The organism is Rania fehmarnensis, from assembly GCF_056494185.1.
In genome coordinates, this window is the sequence record NZ_CM151398.1 from 1,149,539 (window position 1) to 1,174,191 (window position 24,653).

Annotated in this window: 19 protein-coding genes and 1 other RNA gene; 11 read left to right on the top strand and 9 right to left on the bottom strand. The window is 54.5% G+C overall.

The window, feature by feature from the left end; all coding sequences use genetic code 11:
* Positions 1-23: 23 nt before the first annotated feature.
* The 8 genes from SH573x_RS03550 to SH573x_RS03585 all read right to left on the bottom strand — a co-directional run bounded on the left by SH573x_RS03550 (position 24) and on the right by SH573x_RS03585 (position 9,985).
* Positions 24-1,082: an NAD-dependent epimerase/dehydratase family protein gene (locus SH573x_RS03550; protein WP_479352954.1), complete on the bottom strand. Its 1,059-nt coding sequence runs from the start codon at positions 1,080-1,082 to the stop codon at positions 24-26.
* 49 nt (positions 1,083-1,131) lie between these two features.
* Entirely contained in the window at positions 1,132-2,520 is a 1,389-nt protein-coding gene (locus tag SH573x_RS03555) for a UDP-glucose 6-dehydrogenase (protein ID WP_479352955.1), read from the bottom strand.
* A gap of 228 nt (positions 2,521-2,748) precedes the next feature.
* Positions 2,749-3,762: a GDP-mannose 4,6-dehydratase gene (gene gmd / locus SH573x_RS03560; protein ID WP_479352956.1), complete on the bottom strand. Its 1,014-nt coding sequence runs from the start codon at positions 3,760-3,762 to the stop codon at positions 2,749-2,751.
* Entirely contained in the window at positions 3,759-4,706 is a 948-nt protein-coding gene (locus SH573x_RS03565) for a GDP-L-fucose synthase family protein (RefSeq protein ID WP_479352957.1), read from the bottom strand. Before SH573x_RS03565 ends, gmd begins: the two co-directional genes overlap by 4 nt.
* A 105-nt stretch (positions 4,707-4,811) precedes the next feature.
* A complete protein-coding gene (nusG, locus tag SH573x_RS03570; RefSeq protein ID WP_479352958.1) occupies positions 4,812-5,363 on the bottom strand; it encodes a transcription termination/antitermination protein NusG in 552 nt (183 codons plus the stop codon).
* A 471-nt stretch (positions 5,364-5,834) separates the two neighbouring features.
* Entirely contained in the window at positions 5,835-7,379 is a 1,545-nt protein-coding gene (locus tag SH573x_RS03575; RefSeq protein ID WP_479352959.1) for a glycosyltransferase family 4 protein, read from the bottom strand.
* 337 nt (positions 7,380-7,716) lie between these two features.
* Positions 7,717-9,051, bottom strand: coding sequence for a polysaccharide biosynthesis/export family protein (locus tag SH573x_RS03580; protein WP_479352960.1), 1,335 nt, complete (start codon positions 9,049-9,051; stop codon positions 7,717-7,719).
* Between the two features lie 151 nt (positions 9,052-9,202).
* Positions 9,203-9,985, bottom strand: coding sequence for a hypothetical protein (locus SH573x_RS03585; protein WP_479352961.1), 783 nt, complete (start codon positions 9,983-9,985; stop codon positions 9,203-9,205).
* A 413-nt stretch (positions 9,986-10,398) separates the two neighbouring features.
* Here SH573x_RS03585 and SH573x_RS03590 point away from each other — a divergent pair, with 413 nt between their 5' ends.
* From SH573x_RS03590 to SH573x_RS03610, 5 genes are all read left to right on the top strand, one after another.
* A complete protein-coding gene (locus tag SH573x_RS03590; protein ID WP_479352962.1) occupies positions 10,399-13,179 on the top strand; it encodes an O-antigen ligase family protein in 2,781 nt (926 codons plus the stop codon).
* 383 nt (positions 13,180-13,562) lie between these two features.
* Positions 13,563-16,055, top strand: a complete 2,493-nt coding sequence (locus tag SH573x_RS03595) for a polysaccharide biosynthesis tyrosine autokinase (RefSeq protein ID WP_479352963.1) — start codon at positions 13,563-13,565, stop codon at positions 16,053-16,055.
* A gap of 152 nt (positions 16,056-16,207) precedes the next feature.
* Positions 16,208-16,566, top strand: a transfer-messenger RNA (tmRNA) gene (ssrA, locus tag SH573x_RS03600).
* A 536-nt stretch (positions 16,567-17,102) separates the two neighbouring features.
* Positions 17,103-17,678 carry a hypothetical protein gene (locus SH573x_RS03605; RefSeq protein ID WP_479352964.1) on the top strand — a complete coding sequence of 192 codons (576 nt, stop codon included), beginning with the start codon at positions 17,103-17,105 and terminating at the stop codon, positions 17,676-17,678.
* Between the two features lie 3 nt (positions 17,679-17,681).
* Positions 17,682-18,728: a radical SAM/SPASM domain-containing protein gene (locus SH573x_RS03610; RefSeq protein ID WP_479352965.1), complete on the top strand. Its 1,047-nt coding sequence runs from the start codon at positions 17,682-17,684 to the stop codon at positions 18,726-18,728.
* Between the two features lie 73 nt (positions 18,729-18,801).
* On the opposite strand, the gene SH573x_RS03615 is transcribed toward SH573x_RS03610, so the two are convergent.
* Entirely contained in the window at positions 18,802-19,119 is a 318-nt protein-coding gene (locus tag SH573x_RS03615) for a cupin domain-containing protein (protein WP_479352966.1), read from the bottom strand.
* A gap of 352 nt (positions 19,120-19,471) precedes the next feature.
* On the opposite strand from SH573x_RS03615, the gene SH573x_RS03620 reads away from it, so the two are divergent.
* The 6 genes from SH573x_RS03620 to SH573x_RS03645 all read left to right on the top strand — a co-directional run bounded on the left by SH573x_RS03620 (position 19,472) and on the right by SH573x_RS03645 (position 24,649).
* A complete protein-coding gene (locus tag SH573x_RS03620) occupies positions 19,472-20,029 on the top strand; it encodes an alpha-ketoglutarate-dependent dioxygenase AlkB family protein (RefSeq protein ID WP_479352967.1) in 558 nt (185 codons plus the stop codon).
* A gap of 33 nt (positions 20,030-20,062) precedes the next feature.
* Complete coding sequence (locus SH573x_RS03625; RefSeq protein WP_479352968.1) at positions 20,063-20,464, top strand: TspO/MBR family protein; 402 nt, start codon at positions 20,063-20,065, stop codon at positions 20,462-20,464.
* Complete coding sequence (locus SH573x_RS03630) at positions 20,461-20,976, top strand: DUF6933 domain-containing protein (protein WP_479352969.1); 516 nt, start codon at positions 20,461-20,463, stop codon at positions 20,974-20,976. Before SH573x_RS03625 ends, SH573x_RS03630 begins: the two co-directional genes overlap by 4 nt.
* Before the next feature lie 76 nt (positions 20,977-21,052).
* Positions 21,053-22,279: an FG-GAP repeat domain-containing protein gene (locus SH573x_RS03635; protein WP_479352970.1), complete on the top strand. Its 1,227-nt coding sequence runs from the start codon at positions 21,053-21,055 to the stop codon at positions 22,277-22,279.
* Positions 22,280-22,711: 432 nt separating this feature from the next.
* Positions 22,712-24,130, top strand: a complete 1,419-nt coding sequence (locus SH573x_RS03640) for a sulfatase family protein (protein WP_479352971.1) — start codon at positions 22,712-22,714, stop codon at positions 24,128-24,130.
* Positions 24,131-24,277: 147 nt separating this feature from the next.
* A complete protein-coding gene (locus SH573x_RS03645; RefSeq protein ID WP_479352972.1) occupies positions 24,278-24,649 on the top strand; it encodes a YidH family protein in 372 nt (123 codons plus the stop codon).
* The last annotated feature ends 4 nt before the right edge of the window (positions 24,650-24,653 follow it).

The following is a 24,653-nucleotide window of genomic DNA, read 5'->3' on the forward strand; positions in this document are numbered from 1 at the left end:
CGTGAGTTAACTATCGCGGGGGCTCAGCGCGACATGGCGATCCAATTGGGATCTGAGTCGGCAAAATCTGCGATCTCCGTCAAAATAGCTTCGGTCTTGGTGATTGGCTGCCAAGCCCACAACGAGGTTGCGAGTGAGTGGTCGAGCACGACCCACGGCAAATCGTAAGCACGCGGCGTCGCATCCGAGGTAACTGTATTCTCGCCCCAGCGCTCCAGGCACCACGCCGACAACTGAGCCAGAGATCGGGTCGATTCAATACCGCCTGAAACGTTGATAACTTGAGGTCGACCATCGTTGCGAGTGATGATCTGCTTGGCGACCAGCGAAGCCAGATCGCGAGGATGCAGGCAATCGCGAACCTGATAGCCCAGTCCGTCAAAGCCAATATATTTTAAGTTGCGTTTCTCGCGCCAGGCATGTAGCCAAAACGCGAAGATACCCTGGTCTGGTTTGCCAAACTGGCCTGCGCCTGCCATGACCCCACAACGATTGATCCATACTGGGAAACCAAACGCATGACTGTATTCTAGCGCTAATTGTTCGCTACTCAGTTTGGTAGCCCCATACAGCGATACTGGAGCTGTAGTGGAGAACCGTTCAGTGATTCCCTCGGGACTCACACCCTCAGGCAGATCGGCTTCGAATGGTCGATAAGCGTCATCCTCAACAACCGTCTTCATCTGAGAGAGCGGGATGATCGAGTACACGCGACTGGTGCTGAGTAATACAAAGCCAGCTTGATGACGTTTGCAGTATTCGAGCAGGTTCACAGTGCCCGCCAGATTGTTCTCGATTAACTGTCGACTGCTGGCACCGGTTAGCCCCGCCAGTACACTCGCATTGGCCGCGGCGTCGATCACGAAGTCGACTGGGGGCAGCGAATCTACATCGCTCTGATTGCGAATGTCACCGTGAATGACGTCGACACCTTCAGCCACCAAGCGATCCTTGTTTCGCCAACTTCCGCTGCGCGAGAAGTTGTCGATGCCTACGATACGCAAGGCAGGATCGGACGCACGCAAAGCGGAGGCTAGTGTCGAACCGACAAAGCCACAGACTCCGGTGATGAGTAACTTCATGTTGGATGGTAGTTCTGGCTATTCACACAGGCTGGAAGCCTATGCCACATTATGCGCGACCGATGCAGTGAAAATCAAAGCCGGCGGCTTTGGCATCTGTGCTGTTAATAACGTTGCGGCCATCGAACATGAAGGCGGGCTTTTGCATCGAAGCCCCAACGCGTCTGAGGTCGGCCGTGCGGAACTCATCCCATTCGGTCAGAATGGCCACTGCGTGTGAGCCTTCGGCCGCCGCATAAGCACTCTTGGATACGGTGACGTTCTTCTCGATCAAGCCGCGATCGCTTTCCGAAATTACGCCAGAGGCGTCTGTCATGATGTAGGTCAATTCGGACTTGACTTGTTCGGCCGAGACACGTGGATCGTAAATCTTCAGTCGGGCTCGTTCTCGCAGCAGATCGCGGCATACGTGAATCGCGGCTGATTCGCGAGTGTCGTTGGTGTCTTTCTTGAACGCAAATCCCCAGATGGCAATCGACTTGTCGGAAACGGTATTGAACATGGTCTTGACGATGCGTTCAGCGAATCGTCGTTTCTGGTAGTCGTTCATATTGACGACTTGTTCCCAGTAGGCGGCTACTTCGCGCAGGCCAAAGTGTTCGCACAGATAGACCAGATTCAGAATGTCCTTTTGAAAACAGGAACCACCAAAGCCGACCGAAGCCTTCAAGAACTTGGGGCCGATGCGTGAATCGGTGCCAATAGCCCGGGCGACTTCGTCAACATCCGCGCCGGTTGCTTCGCAGAGGGCGGAGATCGCATTGATTGAGGAGACGCGCTGGGCCAAGAAAGCATTGGCAGTTAGTTTCGAAAGTTCGCTGCTCCACAAATTGGTCGTCAAGATGCGATCGGCCGGAATCCAACGACCGTAAACTTTGGCCAGCGCGTCTACCGCCTGGGCGGTTTCGCCACCGATCAGCACGCGATCTGGATTTAGCAGATCCTTGACCGCTGTGCCTTCGGCCAGAAATTCGGGGTTGCTGAGCACATCAAAGGTAGCGCCGTTGCCTGCGCTTTCGAGAATGCGTTTCACGGCTTCGGCGGTGCGCACGGGCAACGTTGACTTTTCGACGACAATCTTGTGGCCATGTGATACGCGTGCGATTTGGCGCGCACATTTCTCTATAAATTCCAGATTGGCAGCTCGTCCGGCTCCAATACCAAAAGTCTTGGTGGGCGTATTTACCGCGATGAAGATCATGTCCGCTTCGGCGATTCCCTCATCTACTCTCGTCGAGAAATGCAGGTTGCGACCGCGCGCTTCCTTGACGACTTCATCCAGGCCTGGTTCGTACACGGGCAGATCGTCAGAGTTCCAAGCGTCGATGCGCGCTTGATTCAAATCGACGACATGAACGCCAATGTCGGGACATTGTTTTGCGATCATGGCCATGGTGGGGCCACCGACATAACCGGCACCGATACAACAGATCTTCATATAGCTACCACTGACTAGAACGAAAGGGCGTGAACGTTGTCTAGCTCGCTACGATAAAGGTGATTCACGTCAAGCCAACGCGTCGACGTGAGTTCCCCTTTGATGAGCACCACTGAACAAAAAAAGAACGACTACAGAGCTACCCGAGCGTATGCTCGGGCGTCTGTATCAACTTGTGAGATGGTTGGGGATTTGAGTTGCGGCGCGAAAAGAATGTGGAGTGTAAATCTAAGCGCTTTGGAACTTCTCAGCATGCAATTCACGTTGGGCCAGTTCAAGGTCATGTTCGACCATGATGCGAGCCAATTCGCGTACATCGGTGGCTGGAGTCCAGCCTAATTTTTGTTTGGCCTTCGTGGCATCGCCAAGTAGCAAATCGACTTCGGCCGGCCGGAAGTAACGTGGATCAACTTCGACGTAGTCATGCCAATCCAGTTGCAGTTGGCCAAAGACCATGTCGAGAAACTCTTTGATCGTATGAGTTTCGCCGGTCGCGATTACGAAGTCCTCTGGCTGGTCCTGTTGCAGCATGCGCCACATAGCGTCTACGTAGTCTTTGGCGTAACCCCAGTCGCGTTTGGCATCCAAGTTACCCAGGTAGAGTTTCTTTTGCAGGCCGACCTTGATGCGCGTGGCGGCTCGGGTGATCTTGCGGGTCACGAAGGTTTCGCCACGACGTTCCGATTCGTGATTAAATAGGATCCCGTTGCAGGCATACAGACCATAGCTGCGCCGATAGTTAATCGTTTGAAAGAAGGCGTAGACCTTGGCACAGGCGTAGGGCGACTGTGGGTTGAAAGGAGTTGTTTCCGTTTGTGGCGTTTCCAAAACCATGCCATACATTTCGGAACTGCTGGCCTGGTAGACGCGCACGGGTTTGGTTTTATTGAGCAGACGGGCAGCCTCTAAGACGTTCAGCGCGCCCACTCCATCGCTCATCAGCGTATACACCGGTTGATCGAAGGAGACGCGTACGTGGCTTTGCGCGCCCAGGTTGTAAATCTCGTCAGGCTGGATATCGAGCACCAGATTGGTCAGGGCTTGGCCATCGGTCAGGTCTCCATAGTGCAATAGCAACTGTGGCTTTTCGTGAACGTCGCGATAGAGGTGGTCGATACGACCAGTAGAGAAGCTACTTGAGCGACGGACGATTCCGTGAACTTGATAGCCCTTTTGCAGCAGCAGTTCGGCCAGGTACGATCCGTCTTGTCCGGTAATGCCCGTGATCAATGCTGATTTCATAGCTCTCGTCTCGTATGCGATTGAGTCTCAGCCAAAAAGGCTGCGTAAGTCTTTGCCAATCCATCCTCCAGCGTAACGCGTGGCATCCATCCCGTAGAACGCAGGAGACTAATGTCTGTCAGCTTACGGGGCGTACCATCTGGCTTGGAGGTATCCACTTCTATGCGGCCAGTGTACCCGACGGTCTGCGCGACCAGGCGGGCCAACTCTAGAATACTCAAATCGACTCCCGATCCAACATTGATCCAATCGGGTGGCGAAGGAAGTTTCAGTAAGTGGACCAGCGCATCGGCTAAATCGTCAACATATAAGAACTCGCGCCTAGGGGTCCCAGTCCCCCAAATTGTTACCGCCTGAGCTTGGCTTTGGGCGGCTTCGTGAAATCTCCGGATCATAGCCGGCAGGACATGACTGTGCTCGGGGTGATAGTTGTCGCCAGGTCCATATAAATTGGTGGGCATTGCACTGTGAAATAAAACGCCATACTCGCGGCGATAGTATTCACATAGCTTCAATCCCGCAATCTTGGCTAGCGCATAGGCTTCGTTTGTCTTCTCCAGTGGACTGGTCAGCAACTGGTCTTCCGTAATCGGCTGAGCGGCCAGGCGTGGATAGATGCAAGTGCTGCCCAAGAACAGAAAACGTTGGACGCCTGTTTCGTAAGCGCTGGTCATCGTCGCCAACTGGGAGCGAAGATTGTCGGTCAGGAACTCAACTGGATAGGTGTTGTTGGCTTGAATACCACCAACTTTGGCGGCCGCGAAGACTACGGCTGCTGGCTTGACCTGCTGAAAATAAGCGGTCACTGCCGCTTGGTCTCGCAAATCCAGTTGGTCTCGGGTTTGCGATAGCACCTCGACACTACTTTCGCTTGCCAAGCGGCGTACCACAGCCGATCCGACCATGCCGCGGTGTCCAGCGATGAATATTGGCGAAGGTAGCATGCGGGAAGTTATTGGTTTGACTTAATCAACGGTATCGGCAATCAAAATTGCCCAGTGGTCAGTCGCTCGATGCCGACTATAGTGCATCGGCCAGGGATCTGGCAATCAGGCTTTTTCGAGCTGACAGTCTTCAATGGCTACCGAGACGCCTTGATCCATGAAGCGGACGGAGACTTGCAGGCGAGTTTCTCGGTCGCGTCGAAACACGATTCCCTCGTAGCCGGCAAATGGGCCAGAACGAATGCGAACCTTGGTGCCTGGCTCCAGCCGTCGTTCAGGCGACAGCGGTGCGTTCATCGCAATCAGTGAGTGCAGTTGTCGAAGATCTTCGACTAAATCAACGGGTTGGCCTACGGGCATCCAGCGGCTGACGCAGCCCGTACATACGGCATTGTGTCGGGCAACTTCATCGCCACACAAAAAAACATAGTTGGCAAACAATGGTTCGTAAGTGGTCCGCACACGACCAGCCGGCGATCGATAGCGTCGCGGAATGATCGGCGCGTAAAACGCAATCGCTGACTTAGTCAGCAGACGCATTAACTTCTTTTCCTGACGAGCCAAGGTGTACACAGCCCACCATGGCGACTCGACAGCCTGCTGGCTGTTGAGCAGATCGGCGGGGTAGATGTCAGGTTCTTGGGACAGAATGGGCATCGGGAGTCCGGAAGCGGTGTATCGGCTGTGATTACAGGATCGTTACTAAATGGTATGCATTAGGGTAGGGAACGAAAAGCGATTTTTTGGTGCTCTGGGCGCGCACTTCGTTCCCGTGGGTGGCGTTTATCCCGTTTTTGCCCAGTCGCTGCTGTTGCGTTATGATTCGGAGGCCCGGTCGACGAGAGAGCCAAAGCTTTGGCAATCGCATTAGATCGGACATTGCTAGAGTTTAGTGGCGGATTAGGAAAGCGAGAAGGATCAGGTATATAGTAGGGCGTGTCGCCCTGTTAAAAGACTAGGAACTGGGCAGGCTTTAACGCCTGGGTAAGAAGTGGCGAGTGCGCTAGGGACCCGCGATAATGGGGGTTTTGAGGCGGCACATTCAGAAAAGCCCGTGCATACGAGCGAGTGCCGCAACCGAAGCCAGCCAAAGTACGTGATCTGCAACTTGCTCGACCCGACTGCATGCTAAGAGGCGCGGCTCGGCGACAACGTGATATCACTACCAGCCGCAGGAAGAGATTCGGTGCCAATCGAGACCACTGCAGGCTCGAGCGAGTCGCTTAGCAGGGCTTCGATTTGAGGTTCTAGATCTTCGAGAATATTTGCAAGCTGCGTCAATGCTTCGAAGTTGCGGCCAGTGGGCACCGGTCCCGTAATATCCAATCGTCCGAAGACTTGCCCGCCGCTATGAATGGGAAGGGAGGTGGACCAGCGTTCCAAGCGATCAGGCATACGACTTCGCTGCCAAGTAGCATGGAAGCCTTCATGAAGCCAGGGTACGTTCAAATCAAGATGAACTTTGCTTAGTTCCTGGCGTTCCGCAAACTCGGTTAGCGTCGCCCAGACAATTTCCCAGTTTCGCGAGCCCTGCAACCGCACTGCCTGATGGCGAACGACTTCTCCAGCAGTGGTCGCTGGTTGCATCATGCTGTGAGCGAATTCGTTCATCTTGCGAACCACCAGCATTAGCTCGGCGAATCCAAATACGCGCGAAGCCACCAAGACCGCCAACACGCCGACCGCCCCGACAGCGGAGATGATATCGGCGACGATTTCATTGCGAATCATGCTGCCGCCGATGGCACCCACGGCCGCAAAACCGCAGAGGAGACCAGCCACAATCAGCAGGCCCACATCGGAAAAACCGCGTTCCTTGATGTTGTGATGCAAGTGAGCCCGATCAGTCGTGTAGATGCTCCGACCGGTTAGTTTCCGTCGCACAATGGCCATCGCCGAATCAAACAGGGGGACGATCAAGATGGCTAGCGGAGCAATCATGGCGACACCCGTTGGGCCTTTGAGCGCACAACGCAGTGCCAACGCTCCGGAGATCATGCCCACCAGCAAGCTGCCTGAATCACCAAGAAAAATGCTGGCCGGAGGAAAGTTGAATACCAGGAATCCAATGAGCGCCCCACACATGGCAAAGGCGACAGCCGCTTCGGCTTCGTGGCCGCCCAAGTATGCCATAACTCCTAGCGAGCCGGTGATGACGGCTCCTACCGTGGAACACAATCCATCCGAACCATCGATCAGGTTAAGTGCATTGGTGGTGGCCAGCAACCAAACAATCGTTAATGGAACAGCCAGAATCCCGAGCTGGAGATCCATGCCGAATAAACGTACGGAATGCACAACAAAGCCGGCCATTGCCAACCCGCCGGCCAGCACAATTTGCCCCAATAATTTCTGCCGCCCACGCAACGTCCAGATATCATCGGCCAGCCCCAAGCCACAAATGCCCAGCATCGCCAGGACTACACCCGCAAAGGGGTAGATATTGTCTAGCGTCAAGGGGCGAAAGTATGGAATCAGAGCCAAGCCGCAACCGACCAGCGTCGCCAACAGGACACCGACACCACCTGCGCGGGCAACGACTCTAACGTGGAGCTTACGACGGGGATCCGGGCGATCGACAATTCCGCAGCGGATCGCCAAGGATCGTACCAACGGCGTTATCAACAACGCAGCGATGAATGCTCCGACCAGCGCGGTTATGAATGTTGGCATTCCGGGAGTCTCGCGGCTTCTTCTGGCATCGCTTCAAAGCGTACGGGCTCTGAAGACAGCACCGGGGTTTTGGGGACAACCCAGGGGTCCTTCGATACTCATTACTGCGGGACGATTCGTCTACGGGCGCACGACAATTTCGACCACGGCAACTTGACCTGCGAGGTAGTTTAATCCAATTGAGACGATTTGTGCAGCGCTTTGGGTAGAATCGAACAAAACAAACTGGCCAACAGTCTGTGGGTAATGGGAAAGAACTCCACCAATGCTGCCAAAAAGAAAAGCCCGCAGTCGGCGAGCACTGCGGGCTTTGTTAGGTTAAGGCTGTAGGGATCGCCTAGCGGTTACGGAGTATTTCTTGGATACCGAAGGTGAAGAAGCTTCCCAATCCGAAGTTTAGGGCCTCTTCGATTGGACGGTATTGCAGGATCAAAGTGTCGCCGGGTTGGATAATTGGTCGGGCAGAGGGATTGTTGATAGCCCGAGCCAAATCGACTTCAATCGCTATCTGCCCCTTGCACGGCGTGCGTCGCAGGATGTAGAGGCGTCCAGGCGGTACGCCCCCAATACCCTGAGCACCGCCGAGGAGGCCGCCACCACCGCGATTGTTGGCAGCAATACCGCCACCTGCAATGGCCATGGCACCTAAAGCATCAAGATCGTAATCACGCGGCAGTGCCCACTGTCCACCCGGCAATAATCCACCAGTGTAGAAGAACTCGTTGTCTCGATTTTCGACCAACACGATATCGCCATCTTCAAGTATCACGTCCTCTGGCGCAACGCTTGGTAGCACTCCAGCAGGAAGTCGCATCGGAATGCGAGTGGCGGTTGGATCATCCGGGAGTGGCGGCGGGCAGCTGCATGGATCACAGTGGGCAGCCACCATCTCTGCGTACTGCTTTAGGAAAGCTGCTCGAGCCGCTTGGTCAGCTTTGCTGGCTCGCAACACCTTTACTTCGTTCTTCGCATTTATACCAGGCAAACCACCAGTTTCCATCAGTGCATGGAGCACATCATTTTGGTAGGCAGGTAATTTAACTACATTTCCGCGAGCGCTTTCGTCCGCACCCTGAACTCCGCCACGACCACCGCCACCAAAGTTTTGTCCGATCGAGCCCATGTCTTGGCGAATAACGACGACGTTATAAGATCGCTCGCGAATCATGGTCACCACTGGGCTGACCATTTGATTGCCGTCTTCCATCAAGATCTTGGCTTCAACATAAGACTTGCGGATCAAGTCGCGTGTTTGATCAAGAGTCAGGCCCTTCACCTTGAGTGGACGCACCAAAGGCAGCGAAATCGTGCCATCTTCAAGTACCGTAAAGGGAAAGCCTGTGGACGGTGGCAGTGTGCTCTTCTCGCTTGGAAAATTCACAGGCGGCATGACCGGGACTGCATCCGGTTCGGTGAACGGCAGTACGCGGTCGACGTAAATGCCTACTACATCGCCTTTGTCGAGCACATATTGTCGTGGTGGTTCTTGTCCCAGGACAGAGAAATCGATTGGAACCAGCGCGTTCTTCTCTTCTTGGAAGAATTGCGGCGGCAGTCGATTGGCAGGCACGCCATTAATCGGCTGGGTAATCGAGGTGCATCCCGATGCACCCGCCCCCAGCAGCATGACTGCCAATAGCTTGGTCTTAACGTGTTTGGCAAGTTTAATCATCGTGGCATCCCTGCTGCCCAATCCAGAGAACCTGTTCCTGTGAACAGGGTAGGATCTTTGGATTGTGTTTCGAAAAATGAACGGCTTGGTTGATGTCGACCTGGGAATCGACGAGCCATCGAGTTGACTCGATGGGCCGTCTGCTTACCTATTACTGTTGCTGTGCGTAAGGTGTGGCCATACCGAATTGACCAAACGATCCATCTTGGTCCGTGCCTGGAAACCTGGCTTGTGTTTCGGGCACGGGACCTACATTGGAGCCAATTGGCATGGGCGTCTGCATTCCGGGCATTGGCGCTGCAGCCTGCGGAGCACCAGCTGGTGTAGGTCCACCCATAGGCGGCGTCTTCATTGGCTCGGTTATCGGATAGACGGCGTGACCTTGGTTGGGTAGCATGCCGGCCGTCACGTATTGAGATTGTAGGTTGCTGGACATTTGAATCTGGGACCAGCTGCCCACGCCTTCTTCTTCGGCCGCACGAGCTCCATGCGGGTAGCCAGAGAACCATGCCGAAACTTTGCGTTGACCCTCGGCCGATTGATGTTGCCAGCCCCAATAGTCGCGGGGCGGAAAGTTCGGCGTGCAGCCGGTGCCGCCGCCGGCCACGTCTTCGAAACCTTGGCGATAGCCATCGCAGAAGTCGCTCATGCACGCTTCGTTGCAGTAGCGGTTCTTGTGACGATGCCAGCTCTTGGACGACATGGATCGATGCCGCATCTTGGTGGCGGCGTCGTTCCATGCTGGACTATATCTGAAATTTTGGCTGATGTTTGAAAACGAGCTGCAGCCGCTTGAACTGCCGACAGTCAGCATGGCCAGGCTGGCGATGACAAACAGTCGCCAGCGGCCAGGTAAGCGGCGAGCATGTCGGCGTTTAAGCCCAACGGCTTCGCTTTGGCGTGTAGTTTCGTGGGCCCTAGATTCCGCGCGCATCGTGCTTTGCCCCCAAAGTATCAGTGCTGATTAGTGACTGGTGTTGGTAATCCGCCTGCCGAACTGACCTCGCTTCTCGGGCGTAGAGTTCGGCAATCAGGATTGATCTCGCCGCGTTTGGGCGAGGGATCAGCTAGGCTCTTTCATCGCCTGATAAGCAGTAACGAGTTGAACAAATCTGCCATTTATTGGGGTCCGAGCGCTTTTGCCAGCATGGGGTCAGAACGCGTACAGGTGGACAAATCAACCCAAATTACCAACTCTTCGGCAGAATCGTCACACATTCACGCGCCTCCACTTGGATGGATCGCTGCGAGCGATCATGCTCGACAAAATAACTTGGCTCTGACAGATAGCCACGGGTGGTTTTGCAAATCCGGAGCCGACAGAATTCCTATACGGAGCAACACACAGTGCTGGATAAACTTCGCCTGGCACTATTTCACGCATCGAGCTGGCTGGCCCGCCTGATTCTGCTGCTCATGCTCACCGCTGCCCCTTGGTGGTACGGCGGTGCCCAGTGGCAATCTCAGACTTGGCTGGTCACGGCAGGCCTGTGGCTGGCTGCCCTCACGTGGCTTTCGACCTTACTGTCTCCGCGGCGCACTGCCGGCTGCGTGCGACTGTCGTATCTGATGGTCGCCTTTATGCTGCTGGTAGCTGTGCAAGTGGCCCCGCAACCGGCCTTTTTGAGCGGTACTTTTTCTAGTGCGACTCGCTACGTCAATCAAATTCAAGCTGCGGTTGAGAACCATCCACCAGAAGTCATCAACACTAATGATCTTCAGCCCACGCCCGAGCGGTCGTCCTGGACCGATCAATCGAACTATCGCACCATCAGCGTAGCTCCACTACAAACGCGGGCCTCGTTGGCTGTGCTGGCGGTGGCGACCGTAGCAGTGTGGTCAGCCGCCACGCTTCTGCTGAGTACCCGCTGGGTGCTGGTCTTGGCTGGGGTAATAGCCATTAGTGGCGTGCTGAACGGTTTTGTAGGCTTGTATCAGTTGGTCAACGTTTCTCACAAGACCTTGTTACCGATGCCTAACTCTGAGTCGATCTTTGCGACGTTCGTTTCCAGAAACTCGGCTCCAGGTTATTACGCTACTTGCATCGGCGCGACCTTCGTCGTGCTGGGAACTGCCTTCAAATCGCAAAAACGCAAACGGCGGCAAGAGTATCGCGTCACCTATCCCGGTACTTCCTGGGTCGGCCGATTGCGCAATCGACTGGAAGACGTTTTTATTGATCTTAACTCGACGGCTGTTGCGTGCATGTGCGTCGTAGTCTTTATGTTCGTAGCGACAATGGCAACGTTTTCGCGTGGGGGCATCATCGCCTGTGTCGTTGCAGGCATCGTCACCTTCTGTTTGACACTCGGAAGTCGAGGTGGGCTGACTAAAGCTTCGACGATTGCGGGCATGGCGCTGGTTGGTGTTCTAGGCTTGCTCTCATTCTTGGAGATCGGCAAGCCCCTGGTCGATCGCATGGACCAGCTCAACGTCGTTATTCATTCTGGCGAAGACGCTCGACTGGTGGTGTGGCGATACGTTTTGATGGCCATGCCCAGTTATTGGCTGGGAGGTTGCGGCTTGGGGACCTTCCGCTTCGCAATTTTGCCATATCAACAAGGCGGTCCCGCGGTCTGGTTTCAGCACGCGGAAAGCCTGCCGATGGAGGCGCTGATGGAAACCGGTTTGCCGGGATTGGTGCTGGCCATCGCTACCGCATGGTTAGTCTCTCGGCAGCTGTCTGTTCAAAGTGGATTGCAGAAAGAGCAGCTGATGCTGGCCGGTGTCTTGTTCGCCACCACGGCGATCCTGATTCAATCACTGGTGGATTTCAGCTTGATTTTGCCTGGAGTCTTCTTGCCTTATTGCGCTCTCCTGGGAGCGTTCCTGGGACGTTGCCGACGTGTCGAGCATGACCAGGCTCGACTGGAAGAACTGGGAGTCGATGCATTCGATGCGCGTAAGGTTGCTCGCCTGGGAGTACGCGTGCCAACTCGCGGTAAGCTGCTGGGGCACAGTTTGATTGGCGGCGTTAGCCTGATATGCATGCTTCTAGGTCAAGGGCCGCTAGCTGGTTATGCTACCGCTGGAAATCTGGCTGATCTACTGAAATTGCACGATGTGTCATCCGCTGAGTTCGCAGCCAAGTTTTCAGAGCTCGAAAACAACTCAGCAGAGCTCGCCGAGACCACCAAGCGGGCGCTAGTTGCCTTCCCCAATCACCCTGAGGTTGGGTTAGTTGCTGCCCAGATCGAACAACTGCTGTGGCGACTCAGCGCTACTATGACAATCGAATGGGGGACAGAATTTTCAACCAAGGCAAAGTGGGATTATTCCAACCCCACGACCTTGGCGATGGTGCTGCGCTCAACAGACGTCGAAATCCAACCACTGCGAGAAGCGGTCCTTTCTGACGAATACGGCATGCAGTTAGCGGCCGCCAGTTTTGCCAGGTTTCAGCGTGCCCTACTTGCATGCCCCATGGACTATCGAGCGGCTTGGGGCATCTACTCGACCAACCTCCGCTGGCTCAGCCCCGATGAGTTGAACTTGCTGTTCGAAAACCTGGAACGACTGACCGGTAACAATACCACGGTGATGACCGAGGTGGGCATCTTGGCTATGCGCGATGGCTGGGTCGATCATGGTTTGAAGATGATAGGGAAAGCTGTGTCCGCAGATCCGGCTCGTCTAAATCGAGACACACTCAAAGCGATCGCCGTTGATGTTAGAATTGACCAACTTGTAAAGTTCTTTGATCCCAATGACATCGTGGCCATGGCCGCCGCTGCCAAGACGCTCAACGATCTGGCGAGCACCAAAACCGATCCGGTCCAACAGGCTCTTCCCCTTGCCAAACAACTGACTGACTTCGTCTATCAAAAACTCTCCCAGCCTTTGGAGGGTACAGTAGGCCTGGATGGTTACGAAGCACTGGTCTGGATTGCCAAGCAGAAGCAAGATACCAAATTACAGTTGCGCTACTTGGAGCAGCTCAGTCGGCTGGACCCCGATAATTATGCACGACGACTGCGGTATGCAACACTCTTGCGCGAACTGGGTGAGAACGATAAAGCCATCGAGGAGCTCCGCCGGTTCCAACTCAATGCCCCTACTTCTGGGGATAAGGATAAGTCCGAGATTCAGATTGAAGAATGGCTCCGCGTTGTGGACCCCAATATCTGATGCGTTATAATCCTGAGTACCTTATTGCGGAGTGAACCGCTCAAATCCGGTAGGTGCCCAACGATATCTTGGGTGACAATTTGGATGAGAGCGGATTGACCGCCGGGCGCAGGGAAACGTGCTCTGAGACGCATTGCTGGGGGGATCCCCTAAGGGAGCACTTCTTACATTTCCATAGCAGCGGTGCCCTCGTCTTCAGATGCAACGAAATCCTATTGCGCCGGATGTGCGGCCAGAGAAAGTTACGATCCGTTGAAGTTGAGTAACCGAAACCACTCACCTCTCGGATGGAAACTATAGTAGGTCGTAAGGTATCGCTCTGCAAAGCGCAAGCTTACCCCTCAGCTTTTGGTGGTTTTTAGATCAAAGGGAACGCATCGAAGATGGACATTCACACCAGTAACGCTCAACTTCCAGCGCGAACGACTGGCGCGGTTGCCTCGGCCGAGCCGCAAGGATTTGATATCGTTCGCGTGCTTTGGCGATGGAAATTTTTGCCCATCCTGGGTTCGATTATCGGCATGGCCTTGGGGTATCTGCATTACACCACCTTGCCTCCGCTATACATCGCGACAGCCTTGGTGCAGGTTCAATCTCCCATGACTGCCCCAAATCGCAACCAGGCCTATAACGCTGAAGAAGTGATGCAAGTCACACGCCAGGACGAATCCTTGGTAATCAGCAGCGAACGCGTGCTGCGTTTGGCGGCGGAGAAATTGGTCAATTCAGATCGGCCAGCCATCAAAGGGCGTGACGCCAACTACATTGCCGGCTTTGTCGCCGGTGGCCGCCGACTGTCGGTTTCGCCAGCCGCTAAAGACTCCAACACCTCCCTGATCAATGTCAATTTCGTGTGCGATGACGCGCAGCTAAGTCCCGAAGTTGTCAACGCGATTGTGACTGCCTATCAAGATTACCTCTCGGAAGAATATAAAACGATCGGTCTGGAAATCCACAAACTGATGACTACCGCTCAAGACCGAGTGTCGAAAGAAATGAAGACGCTCGCGGAGCGAACGCGAGCGGCCCGCGAGCGCATTGACGAACCAATCATGTGGACCTCTGAAGGGAACGGAATAAATCCTCACGCCGAATTGATACAGAAATATAAGTCCAAGGTTGCGTCGATCGAAATTGAACGCAACGGCATCGTGGCTAAACTTGACCGCGCCCAAAAAGCTATCGAACAGAAAAAAGATCCCGGCTCGATCTTGCTGCTACTGACCGATACTGAACATGTGGATCTGAACAATTCTCACAATCTGGCTAATAGCACCCTGGAAACCACACTTGCTTCGCAACGCTTGGAATCAGAGCAGATGGAGCTGCGTGAGCTTTTCCCACTGCAGGTTCAAGAAAAACAGTATCTTAGCGCCGTGGGCGAGGGGCATCCTCGATTAGCATCGTTGCGTTTGCAGATCGACGCGGTCAAGCAGAAGATTGAATCCGTTCGACAAGCTGAGCGCGCCCACGAAGCTGAAGTTACGCAGAAACTCTCTGATCGCAAAAAAGCCGAAGGTTCACAGCCTATTTTTAAACCGATCACCGCCGCCGAACGGCTTGAAATTCACATGAATGCCATCGCTGAAAATCTAGCTGCGCTCGATAGCGAGCGCATCGGATTGGAGGACATGATCAAGGCCGCCGAAAAGAAATCGAAAGATCTCGACGGTGCCATCCAAGAAGTGGAAGCTACCAATACGGAATTGGAGATGGTCAGAAACCTCCATGAGGTCACTATTGAGAAGCTCAAGCAACTGACGCTGGGACCTACTGCGTTCCAGCGTTCGCTTAAAGAGCTCAACCGCCCAGGCGAAGTTGGCTTCTTCTATGGACCAAAGATCGCACCCTACCTGATCGGTGGTGGAGCCATCGGATTCTTGATTCTCGCCGGCCTGGCCGTGCTCTTGGATCTGGCCGACAAGAGTTTCCGCAATCCGGAAGACATTGCCGCCGAAATCGGAGCTCCCGTGCTCGGTCACATTCCTGCAATGGAACTCGACAAGATCATCAAGAAGCCACAGCATATCGCCGACAGTTCGCTGTGCACGATTCACCACAGTCGTGGACGCGTCAGCGAAGCTTACCGCAGCGTAAGAACTGGTCTGTTCTTTAGCAATCGCACAGGCGACTTGAAAGTTATTCAAGTAACGAGTCCAGTTCCTGGTGACGGTAAGTCCACATTGTCGTCGAACCTCGCCGTTACCATGGCGCAGTCAGGCCGCAACGTCCTTCTAATCGATGCCGACTTCCGTCGTCCTCGTATCGCCAAACTGTTCAACATCGAATCGGATAAAGGCATGGCCACGGCCGTCGCCGGCGGTTGCGAATTGGATGAAGCAATTCACGTCAGCTCCGTGCCAGGCTTGGCCGTGATGCCTGGTGGCAAACGCCCCAGCAACCCAGCTGAATTGCTCAGCAGCCAGCGCTTCGCCGACTTGCTGGGCGCGCTGCGTGAGAAGTTCGACATCATCATCGTCGACACCCCGCCGCTGCTGGCCGTTAGCGATCCAAGCGCCGTCGCCGCCATTGTCGATGGCGTTGTGCTGACGATGCGACTCCGCCGCAATGTCAAACCGCTCGTTACTCGCGCGGCTCGCATTCTCGAATCGGTCGATGCTAACCTGCTTGGTATCGTGGTCAACGGCGTCTCGCAAGAAGCCGGCTATGGATACAACTACGGATACCGCGATTATCGTTACGCCTACCAGTATCGCTACGGCTACGGCTACAAGGGCTACGGCAACCAAAGCAGCTACTACGGTGCCAAGAAGTACTTGGAAGAATCGCACGACGTCGACACCGACCACGTCTTGGTGCAAGACCATCTGCTCGTCAAAGAAGACGACCAAGAGCAACCGCGCCAAGACATCTAGATCCAAAGCGCGCGGAACAACATCTAGTCACAGCCATGCCACCTGCATACAATTCGCCTGTGGCATAGGCTTCCAGCCTGTGTTCATTTGTGGCATAGGCTTCCAGCCTGTGTTTGCAAGCTCCAGCAGGCATCAGCCTGTGTGAACTCTTTGGGGGCGAATTGGATTCGACCGGATTATTGGAAGTTCAGGTGGCGTGTCGTGGTTGGTCAGTTGGCCACGTAAAAAGCTGACTAAAAATCTAAATGCAGATGCAAATCTCGCAATGGCTGCCTAATTAGGCAACCCTGACTGAGGGAGCCCGCCGAAGGCGCCCAAAAGTCAGTCGCAATTTCGGATCGTCAGCTACCGTGTCGGGCACGTAGCTGGCTAAAAAATGCTCCCGGCTGGTTGCCCAGAGAGTCTTGTCGATAGACGCTCTGGGTGACGAGACTCAAACCTTCGACTACACACGTAGATGCCTGCACGGAAGTGTCGCGGGACGCGGGTTCGATTCCCGCCGCCTCCATTTTGTCACTGGCTGCCAACTTGTGCCGCCGAGTGACAGCCTTGTTTTTCTCGGCTTTTGAGAATGTAATGCCGCATGCTTACTGCGGGTTAGTCTCTTCCGTAAATATGGCAGAGTTCTTAGACCTTTGCCTCGCCAGCAATGTCAGGTTGGAGCATTGCGAACGCGAATCGGCGTGCATTCTTTGCGCGTGGCGGCCCGGAAAAGTTTGGACGCATCTCTCAAAGTTATGCGTGAGATTCCTTCCTGCCTTCTTTTGCGAGCTTTCCAACAGGCTGATCGGGGCCTTGCGATCGCCAGGCGTCCAAGGCGGGTTAGCTCTCATTAAATTGACGGCCAAATCACAACAGAGAACTCCGAACATTACATTTCCGCGACCCTGGGGGGTTGCATTCGATCGCAAATAGGGTATACAGCGGATCTGATAACGGAACTGTAATGATTTTCCCTCCACATTGGGTCAAGTCGTACCGTGGTTGAGTTGGAGGGTGCCTGAGTCATTCGCAACACTACCGCAACGCCAAATCAGGAGAAAACTCATGGCTGATAAACTTGAGCTGACCGGCCCACTATTCACCAGCCGCGCCGTGAGTTTCATGAACCTCATGCGTCTGCCAGCGTTCCGCCGGGCCTTTGACGCGGACCCCGCCGGGATTGCCGCAAAAGAATTTCAACTGAAGGTCCCGGCCCGCGCTGTCAGTGCCTCGAACCGAATGCTTGCGGAGGTCCTTAGTGACCGGAAGTTCAATAAATGGGCAGAGGAATTTCAAACCGACGTAGAAAAGCGATACCCCGCGCTGACGACTGCCGCGTCAGTTGGCGAGATGGCGAAGATCGCCGTTGCGAACGCCGAGAGCATCCAGCGCGAATTCGCCGAGGGCGTATTGGCCCACCTCCCCGAGGATGTCAGGTCCAAGCTCAAGCCCTCTGCGCTAAGCAAACCGCAGATAGTGGCGGAAGATGATATCGCCATTTTGCTACTTACGTTTGTGGTACTCCTTGTGATCATCGTGGTCGCGGCACACAGATCGCGCGAGGCTCTTCTGTCCCGCAACACGTTGCGGTTGCTCGTCAACCAACTCGAACTCCTAAAGACCGGCCCCAAGACGAGTTGACCCATGAAGATCCTCGACCCGCTGCCAGACCGGAAGATATTGTCCATTCTGCCGACGCTCCAATGTACGGCCGAGTGCCGACATTGCGGCACGCTAAGCAGCCCACGCGTCAAGGGACGGCTTGATGGTGATGTGGCTCGAAGACTTATACGGGAGGCCAAGGAACTTGCGTACGATTCGGTTGTGTTCACAGGCGGCGAACCAACCCTTTACGGAAGCGGGCTCTACGACTTGATTGCTTATGCCAACGAGTTACTTCTGCCGACGCGTGTTGTCACCAACGCCCATTGGGCCAAAGACCGCGAGCGGGCCACCGAGGTCATTCGCAAGTTTTCTGCCGCTGGCCTTGCCGAGATCAACTTCTCGACCGGGGATGAGCACGCACGGTTCGTACCCATCTCGAACATTTTTTTTGCCATCCGTGCGGCACTCGATGCCGCTCTAGCGGTAGCCGTGATGATCGAAGTTGTTGCCGACCGGTCGATCACGAAGGACGGTTTATTAAGCGACCCTGCGTTCCGATCGCTCATGACACCGGAAGAGGCCGAACTGATCACGTTCAGCGAGAGCCCGTGGATGCCGTTGGATGAGAAGCAGATCCAGCAATACCCGCTCGGGCTTGCTGTGAACGCCGACAACATCGGCCAGCGGCTTGGCTGCGACAGCGTCATTAACACCACCACCGTAATGGCTGATGGGCGGGTTATGGCCTGTTGTGGGCTCGGCACGTTGACGATTCCGGAACTCGAAATTGGTCACGTTTCAACAGACCGTCTCGCCGACGTCCGGCAGCGTGCCGAGAGCGACTTCCTCAAGCGCTGGATCCGCAACGAGGGCCCAGAGCGCATTCTTCAATGGGCGGCCGAAAAGAACCCAGCTATCGAGTGGGAGAATCTGTACGCGCACCGTTGCCAAGCGTGCAAGCGGGTCTACACGGACCCGCTGGTGCGGGCCGAAATTCTGAACCACTACGAGGAAAAAATTCTCGACGTCTTGTACAGCGAGTGGCTCCTTCACGAGTACACAACCGAGTTAGCCAGCGAAGAATAGCCTTGGTCTTAAGGAGCATCCCACGGGGGAACTTGGGCCGGCTCTGGATATTAGTTTGCAGCTATTATTTCCGCTACTTGGCCAACGTCAACAACATGACAACCGGTGTCTCCGCCTGGATGCTATGTGGCGTCTTTGCGATCATCTGAATCCAAGTTCCAGGCTTACCCCCTACAGCCTCGTCGCCAACGGTCAAGGTCGCCATACCGGAGACTATCTGTATCGTTGCATCAAATGGTGCCACATGCTCGGCAAGTCCACCGCCAACCGCAAACGAGAATAAAATCACTTTAGTTTTGGAGTTTTCAAGCAGAACAACACTTTGCTTACCCGATTCTGGAATGGCGAGTTCGTCGGCGAGTTGCTTGATGAGATATTGAGATTCGTTCATTGGCTTTGGTCCTTTGTACCCATCATAGGTCAGTGGCTCATGCAGGGGGCCACTTTCTTGATTACGCCAGCGATTGTGTGGCCACTGGAATGACCAGTGCGACTCTGTTTGGTGATTCCTGCGTACGTATCGCAACTCGCATTCCGTCGGGTGCCGCGGCCTGTGCAATCAAGTTTACATACTGAGCCACGTTGAACTGCTTGGCAACCTCGGCAGTCCAACCTGCATCGTCTGGCTCGACTACAATTTAGGAACTTGGGGCAGGGACACTCGGCGAGCAACACAATGTTTGCACGGCCAATGCTGCTTGAACTGTTTATTTGTCGGCTCACAGCCAGGGATTTTTGCTGACGTGGAGATTGAGCTAAGAGATGGCGGCGTGCTCATCTATGACGATGCTTTTCTGACGGCGGCGCTGGCGGATCGGTATTTTCTCGAAGTGCGCGATCAGTGTGTCTGGGAGCAGAAGCCTGGGATCTTTGGCCACATGCAACCACGCTTGATCGCTTCTTATGGTGATCCAGGCGTCTCCTACCGTTACTCGGGCGTCGATAATGTGGCGTTGCCCTGGACGGAGACGTTGCTTGAAATCAAGGACAAGATTGAGGCTGTCCACGGGCGCTACAACTATTGCTTGCTCAACCGCTATCGCTCGGGACAAGATAGCATGGGATGGCACGCCGACGACGAGCCTGAAATCGGGAATGTGATCGGCTCGCTTTCGCTGGGTGCTACCCGCAAGTTCCGCATACGACACAACGTCACCCGAGAGACACAAGTCTTCCCCGCCGGCCATGGCACGCTGATAATCATGGCTGGTACGATGCAAGAGTTCTGGCAACATGAAGTTCCCAAAACCAAGCTGAACGTGGGCGAGCGAATCAACTTGACCTACCGACAGATCATCTAACCCTACAAAAAACAGCAAGAATAGCCATCAAACATGCCGTGGATCGAATGGTACAATTCGCTCGCCAAGCCTAGCTGGACGCCGCCACCGGCGACCATTGGGCTGATCTGGCAAATCCTCTACCCCGTTATTCTCATTAGTTTCGGCTTTGTTTTTGTACAAGCCTTTCGGGGCAAGGTGAGTTGGATCATCGCTTTGCCATTCGCCATTAACCTGGCAGCCAATCTGATTTTCACGCCCATTCAGTTCGGTTTGAGGAACCTGCCCTTGGCGGCAGCGGATATTCTAGTGGTGTGGACTTCCATCATTTGGTGCGCCGTCGCCATTTGGCCACACTACAGATGGGTATCGTTTGCACAGGTCCCGTACTTTATTTGGGTTTCGATTGCGACGGTGCTGCAACTGACTATCACGATGTGGAATTGGGGCAAATGATTCTGCGACTTTCTCAAAAAATGCTTACCAAGGTCAAGGCTGGCAAGTTGGTTGAACTGCCATTAGACGCCAATCCGTATGCTGACTGGTCGTGCCACCTATTCATTGCTGCACGTACGCAGTACATCATCTTGATGAATACAGCTTCATTTTATTCTTGCTTGCTACCCGGCAAGGGAATCACCAATGCGTCAACCTTACTGCAGCAAGCCAAGCAGACTATTGGTGGCTTCACAGCCGACGATGGGCAGCAGTTCATCTTCAGCAAGTACATTGCGCCCACATTTTTAGACGCCCAATTTGCCAAGCCTTTGAGCCGTTCAGCAACCGGTTCGATGAACGATCATATTTTTGGTGCCAAGCTGATGCTGGACGACGGTATCGCCGTAACGGAAGTCGGCTATCAACTGAATCAGACACCTATGTCCGCCTTGATCGGATCGGATGGCAAGAAAAATGGCCGCCCCAACGAAGTCTTTGCGAGCCTGGCCGATCGCATGGCGGAGAAGTGAGACAGGAAGACTTCCAGCCAACGCTTGCAATCTCATCCTCGATAACGTCCATGATTCTTCAAAGCGAGTAACCACAGTGAAATTGCTATTCAAACTGAGAGTTGTCAACATAGCTCTGCTACTAGGCGGTCTTGTGCTACCCCATGCAGCCGATCTCGCAGCAGCCGAATTATGGAAGAAGCATACGATCAATGACCAGTCGCCCTTTGAAGCTGTGGGTGTAGCTGACTTCGACGGTAACGGCAGTTTGGATGTCTTCTGCGGTGATTCGTGGTACGCGGCACCGGACTGGACGCGACATAAAGTGCGTGACGTGCCGCTCGGCACTAATCCACATTACTACGAAGACTTTGCCGATGCGCCACTGGATGTAAACGGCGATGGTAAAGTTGACATTGTTACTTGTGCCTACTTCAGCAAGAGGATTAGCTGGATTGAACAACCAGCCGATGCAACGCAGCCTTGGATCGAACACACCATCGATGAACCTGGATCGATGGAGACTGGCTATTTGCTGGACTTGTACCGCGATGGCACACCAGTATTCTTGCCGAACGTGGGTGGACAAGTGCTGATCTATGAACTGACTGGCAAGTCCCCGCCGGTTCCGTGGACTAAACGCACGTTATCTCCGGCCGGTGCAGGACATGGTCAAGGGCATGGCGATATCAATGGCGATGGCCGCATCGATCTAATTACACCCCAGGGCTGGTACCAACAACCGCCGGATCGAACGAGTGAATGGTCCTTCCATCCCGAGTTCAAGCTGGGCACAGCCAGTATCGAAATCCTGGCCCATGACTTTGACGGCGACGGAGATACCGATGTGGTCTGGGGTATGGGCCACGAATTCGGTTTGCATTGGCTCAAGCAATCGACAGATGCCGCAGGTAAACGCGTCTGGAGCCAGGAAGATATCGACACTACGTTTTCTCAAGTTCATACGCTTCATCTGGCCGATTTTGATGGAGATGGTCAACTCGAATTTGTGACTGGAAAACGCATCTACGCGCACGCCAGCGAAGCCGGAGCGACCGCCGAGCCTTGTTTGTACTCTTACAAGTTCGATCGTTCAACATCCAAGTGGATCAAGAGCGTGATCTATCAAGGCTCGCCCGCGCCGGCAGCGCCACTCAATCCTGAACTGCGCGACGCACTAAAGGACTTTCAACGCGGCTCCGCCGGTACAGGTCTACAAATGGCGGTGCGCGATATGGACGCTGATGGAGATATCGATATCGTAGCGCCGGGTAAGTCGGGCTTGTATTGGTTTGAGAACTTGCGAATCACGCCTGGAAAATAGTGGGGCAATCGCAAGGTTCTTGCGCACCACCTTTCTCCGCCACACCTGCAGCGTTCATCATCAGTGGCTCTGCCACTGCGCTGTGCAAATCATCAATAACCAAATGATGGCTGCCAGCATGTCGTCAACCAGTCAGCGATGGCAACTTACTTAGCTCTGTGCAGCCTTGAGTGGCCCTTCCTGATGGTGCAGTTGATGTTGTTGATTCCATTTGGACGGGCAGTTTGGAAGTCGCTGAATGCGCCTGCGCTGAGAAGCTCCTTTTGATAGAATTGAACACGCCTCCGCGTATACAGAGCACGTGGACACGTCTACGTGCCTGGATCTGCTGCGGTGCGCAGGCGGAGCCTGCGGGGCAGTCGGTTACCAGGCGGAGCCTGATAACCAGCAGGCAACGCCCGGCATTCAGATTTTTATGCAAAGCCAACGATCATGCGAACACTGCTAATCATCGTGCTTGTTAGTTTTCTGGGGCAGTGGCTTAGCGCAGCCGACAAGCCCAATATTCTCTTTCTGCTGGCTGATGATTTCAGCCATGAGGCGCTGGGCTGTATAGGGCAGACCGATATCGAGACGCCCAGTCTCGATCGACTGGCTCGTCGCGGCGTAACCTTTACGCACGCCTATAACATGGGATCGTGGAGCGGAGCAGTCTGCATAGCTAGTCGGAACATGCTGCTTACGGGCCGCAGTGTTTGGAGAGCTGAAAAGGTTGCCAGCACTACGGAAGCTCTGCGCGAAGCGGGAGAGTTATGGCCAGGATTGATGAAGTCAGCTGGCTACGATACTTACATGACGGGCAAGTGGCACATCCAGGCGGATGCTCAGAAGAGCTTCGATGTGGTTCGGCATGTGCGTCCAGGCATGCCTGAGACGGTCGAGTCGGCTTATAACCGACCGATCGCAGGGCAACCTGATTCATGGTCGGCTGCAGATCGCGCCTTGGGCGGCTTTTGGCAAGGAGGCAAACACTGGACCGAAGTAGCGGCCGACGATGCCATTGACTTCATCCAATTGGCAAGTAACAAGCAGAACCCATTCTTTATGTACATCGCTTTCAACGCACCACATGATCCTCGACAAGCACCACCATCGTTTTTGGACAAGTATCCAATGGATCGCATCCAGGTTCCACGCAACTTCATCAGCGAGTATCCCTTCAAGGACTCGATGGGTTGCGGCAAAGATCTGCGAGATGAGAAACTTGGGCCGTTTCCGCGCACCGAGTATGCAGTCAAAACGCACCGCCGAGAATACTACGCGTTGATCTCACACTTGGACGAGCAGATCGGCCGCATCTTGGATGCACTTGAAAAAAGTGGCCAGGCGGACAACACGTGGGTCTTCTTCACTGCCGATCACGGCCTGGCAGTGGGGCATCATGGCTTGTTTGGCAAACAGAATATGTACGACCACAGCTTGCGCGTGCCCTTTCTCGTTAGTGGTCCTCAGGTGCCACCCAATAGTAAAGTGTCGTCACAGATCTATCTGCAAGACGCGATGGCAACCTCGCTGGAGTTAGCGGGCGCGACCAAGCCGAGTGCATGCGAGTTCGAGAGCTTGGTGAACCTGGCTCGTGGAACATCTCCAGCGTCGCCTCGACAATCCATCTACGGCGGTTACCTAAAGCTGCAGCGCAGCGTCATTCAAGATGGATGGAAACTCATTCTGTATCCACAGGCCTCAGCCGCCAGGCTATACCATCTGAGCACAGACCCAGATGAAATGCATGACTTGGCCAGCGATCCTGCGCACGAAGCGAGAAAGAAGGCACTCTTCGCCGAGCTAATTCGATTGCAAGTATCGCTGGATGATCCAGTAGATTTAAAAGTAAGTTATCCTGGCTGGTAACCCACTGCCTTGCAGGCTCCGCCTGCGCGGCAGCGTTTAGTACAGTGAGGCAGGAGCCTCCGAGGCAGTGCGTGCCCAGGCAGAGCCTGGGTACGAGTGGGTGCCTAGGCAGAGCCTGGGCACGAGTAACGAGAGCAACCAATAGTTATGTCCGACGATGATCCACGCATATTCTTCGCAGCCGAACGCACTTTGTTGGCGTGGCTGCGCACGGGCATCGCCATCATTGGCTTGGGGTTCCTGGTCGCCAGGTTTGGATTATTCCTGGCGATAATCCGTCAGCCCGATCATCAGCCGCAATCGGTCACCGGTTCGACACTTATCGGGACAGGATTCGTGTTGTTGGGCGCGCTGGTGATTGCCGTGGCTGCCTATCAGCAAGTCACCTTCGCGCGCTCGTTAACCCTGTCCCAGAGACCCAGGCATTACTGGACATGGTTTAGTTTGCTGGTTGCCCTAGCCATTTCGGGCTTGGGGGCAGCGCTGGGTATTTACCTGGTTGGATCGATGTTTCGTTAGTTCG

Coding starts and splice junctions, on each gene's coding strand:
- SH573x_RS03550 (WP_479352954.1), bottom strand. CDS start 1,082: ATGAAGTTACTCATCACCGGAGTCTGTGGCTTTGTCGGTTCGACACTA.
- SH573x_RS03555 (WP_479352955.1), bottom strand. CDS start 2,520: ATGAAGATCTGTTGTATCGGTGCCGGTTATGTCGGTGGCCCCACCATG.
- gmd (WP_479352956.1), bottom strand. CDS start 3,762: ATGAAATCAGCATTGATCACGGGCATTACCGGACAAGACGGATCGTAC.
- SH573x_RS03565 (WP_479352957.1), bottom strand. CDS start 4,706: ATGCTACCTTCGCCAATATTCATCGCTGGACACCGCGGCATGGTCGGA.
- nusG (WP_479352958.1), bottom strand. CDS start 5,363: ATGCCCATTCTGTCCCAAGAACCTGACATCTACCCCGCCGATCTGCTC.
- SH573x_RS03575 (WP_479352959.1), bottom strand. CDS start 7,379: ATGCCAACATTCATAACCGCGCTGGTCGGAGCATTCATCGCTGCGTTG.
- SH573x_RS03580 (WP_479352960.1), bottom strand. CDS start 9,051: ATGATTAAACTTGCCAAACACGTTAAGACCAAGCTATTGGCAGTCATG.
- SH573x_RS03585 (WP_479352961.1), bottom strand. CDS start 9,985: ATGCGCGCGGAATCTAGGGCCCACGAAACTACACGCCAAAGCGAAGCC.
- SH573x_RS03595 (WP_479352963.1), top strand. CDS start 13,563: ATGGACATTCACACCAGTAACGCTCAACTTCCAGCGCGAACGACTGGC.
- SH573x_RS03605 (WP_479352964.1), top strand. CDS start 17,103: ATGGCTGATAAACTTGAGCTGACCGGCCCACTATTCACCAGCCGCGCC.
- SH573x_RS03610 (WP_479352965.1), top strand. CDS start 17,682: ATGAAGATCCTCGACCCGCTGCCAGACCGGAAGATATTGTCCATTCTG.
- SH573x_RS03615 (WP_479352966.1), bottom strand. CDS start 19,119: ATGAACGAATCTCAATATCTCATCAAGCAACTCGCCGACGAACTCGCC.
- SH573x_RS03625 (WP_479352968.1), top strand. CDS start 20,063: ATGCCGTGGATCGAATGGTACAATTCGCTCGCCAAGCCTAGCTGGACG.
- SH573x_RS03630 (WP_479352969.1), top strand. CDS start 20,461: ATGATTCTGCGACTTTCTCAAAAAATGCTTACCAAGGTCAAGGCTGGC.
- SH573x_RS03640 (WP_479352971.1), top strand. CDS start 22,712: ATGCGAACACTGCTAATCATCGTGCTTGTTAGTTTTCTGGGGCAGTGG.
- SH573x_RS03645 (WP_479352972.1), top strand. CDS start 24,278: ATGTCCGACGATGATCCACGCATATTCTTCGCAGCCGAACGCACTTTG.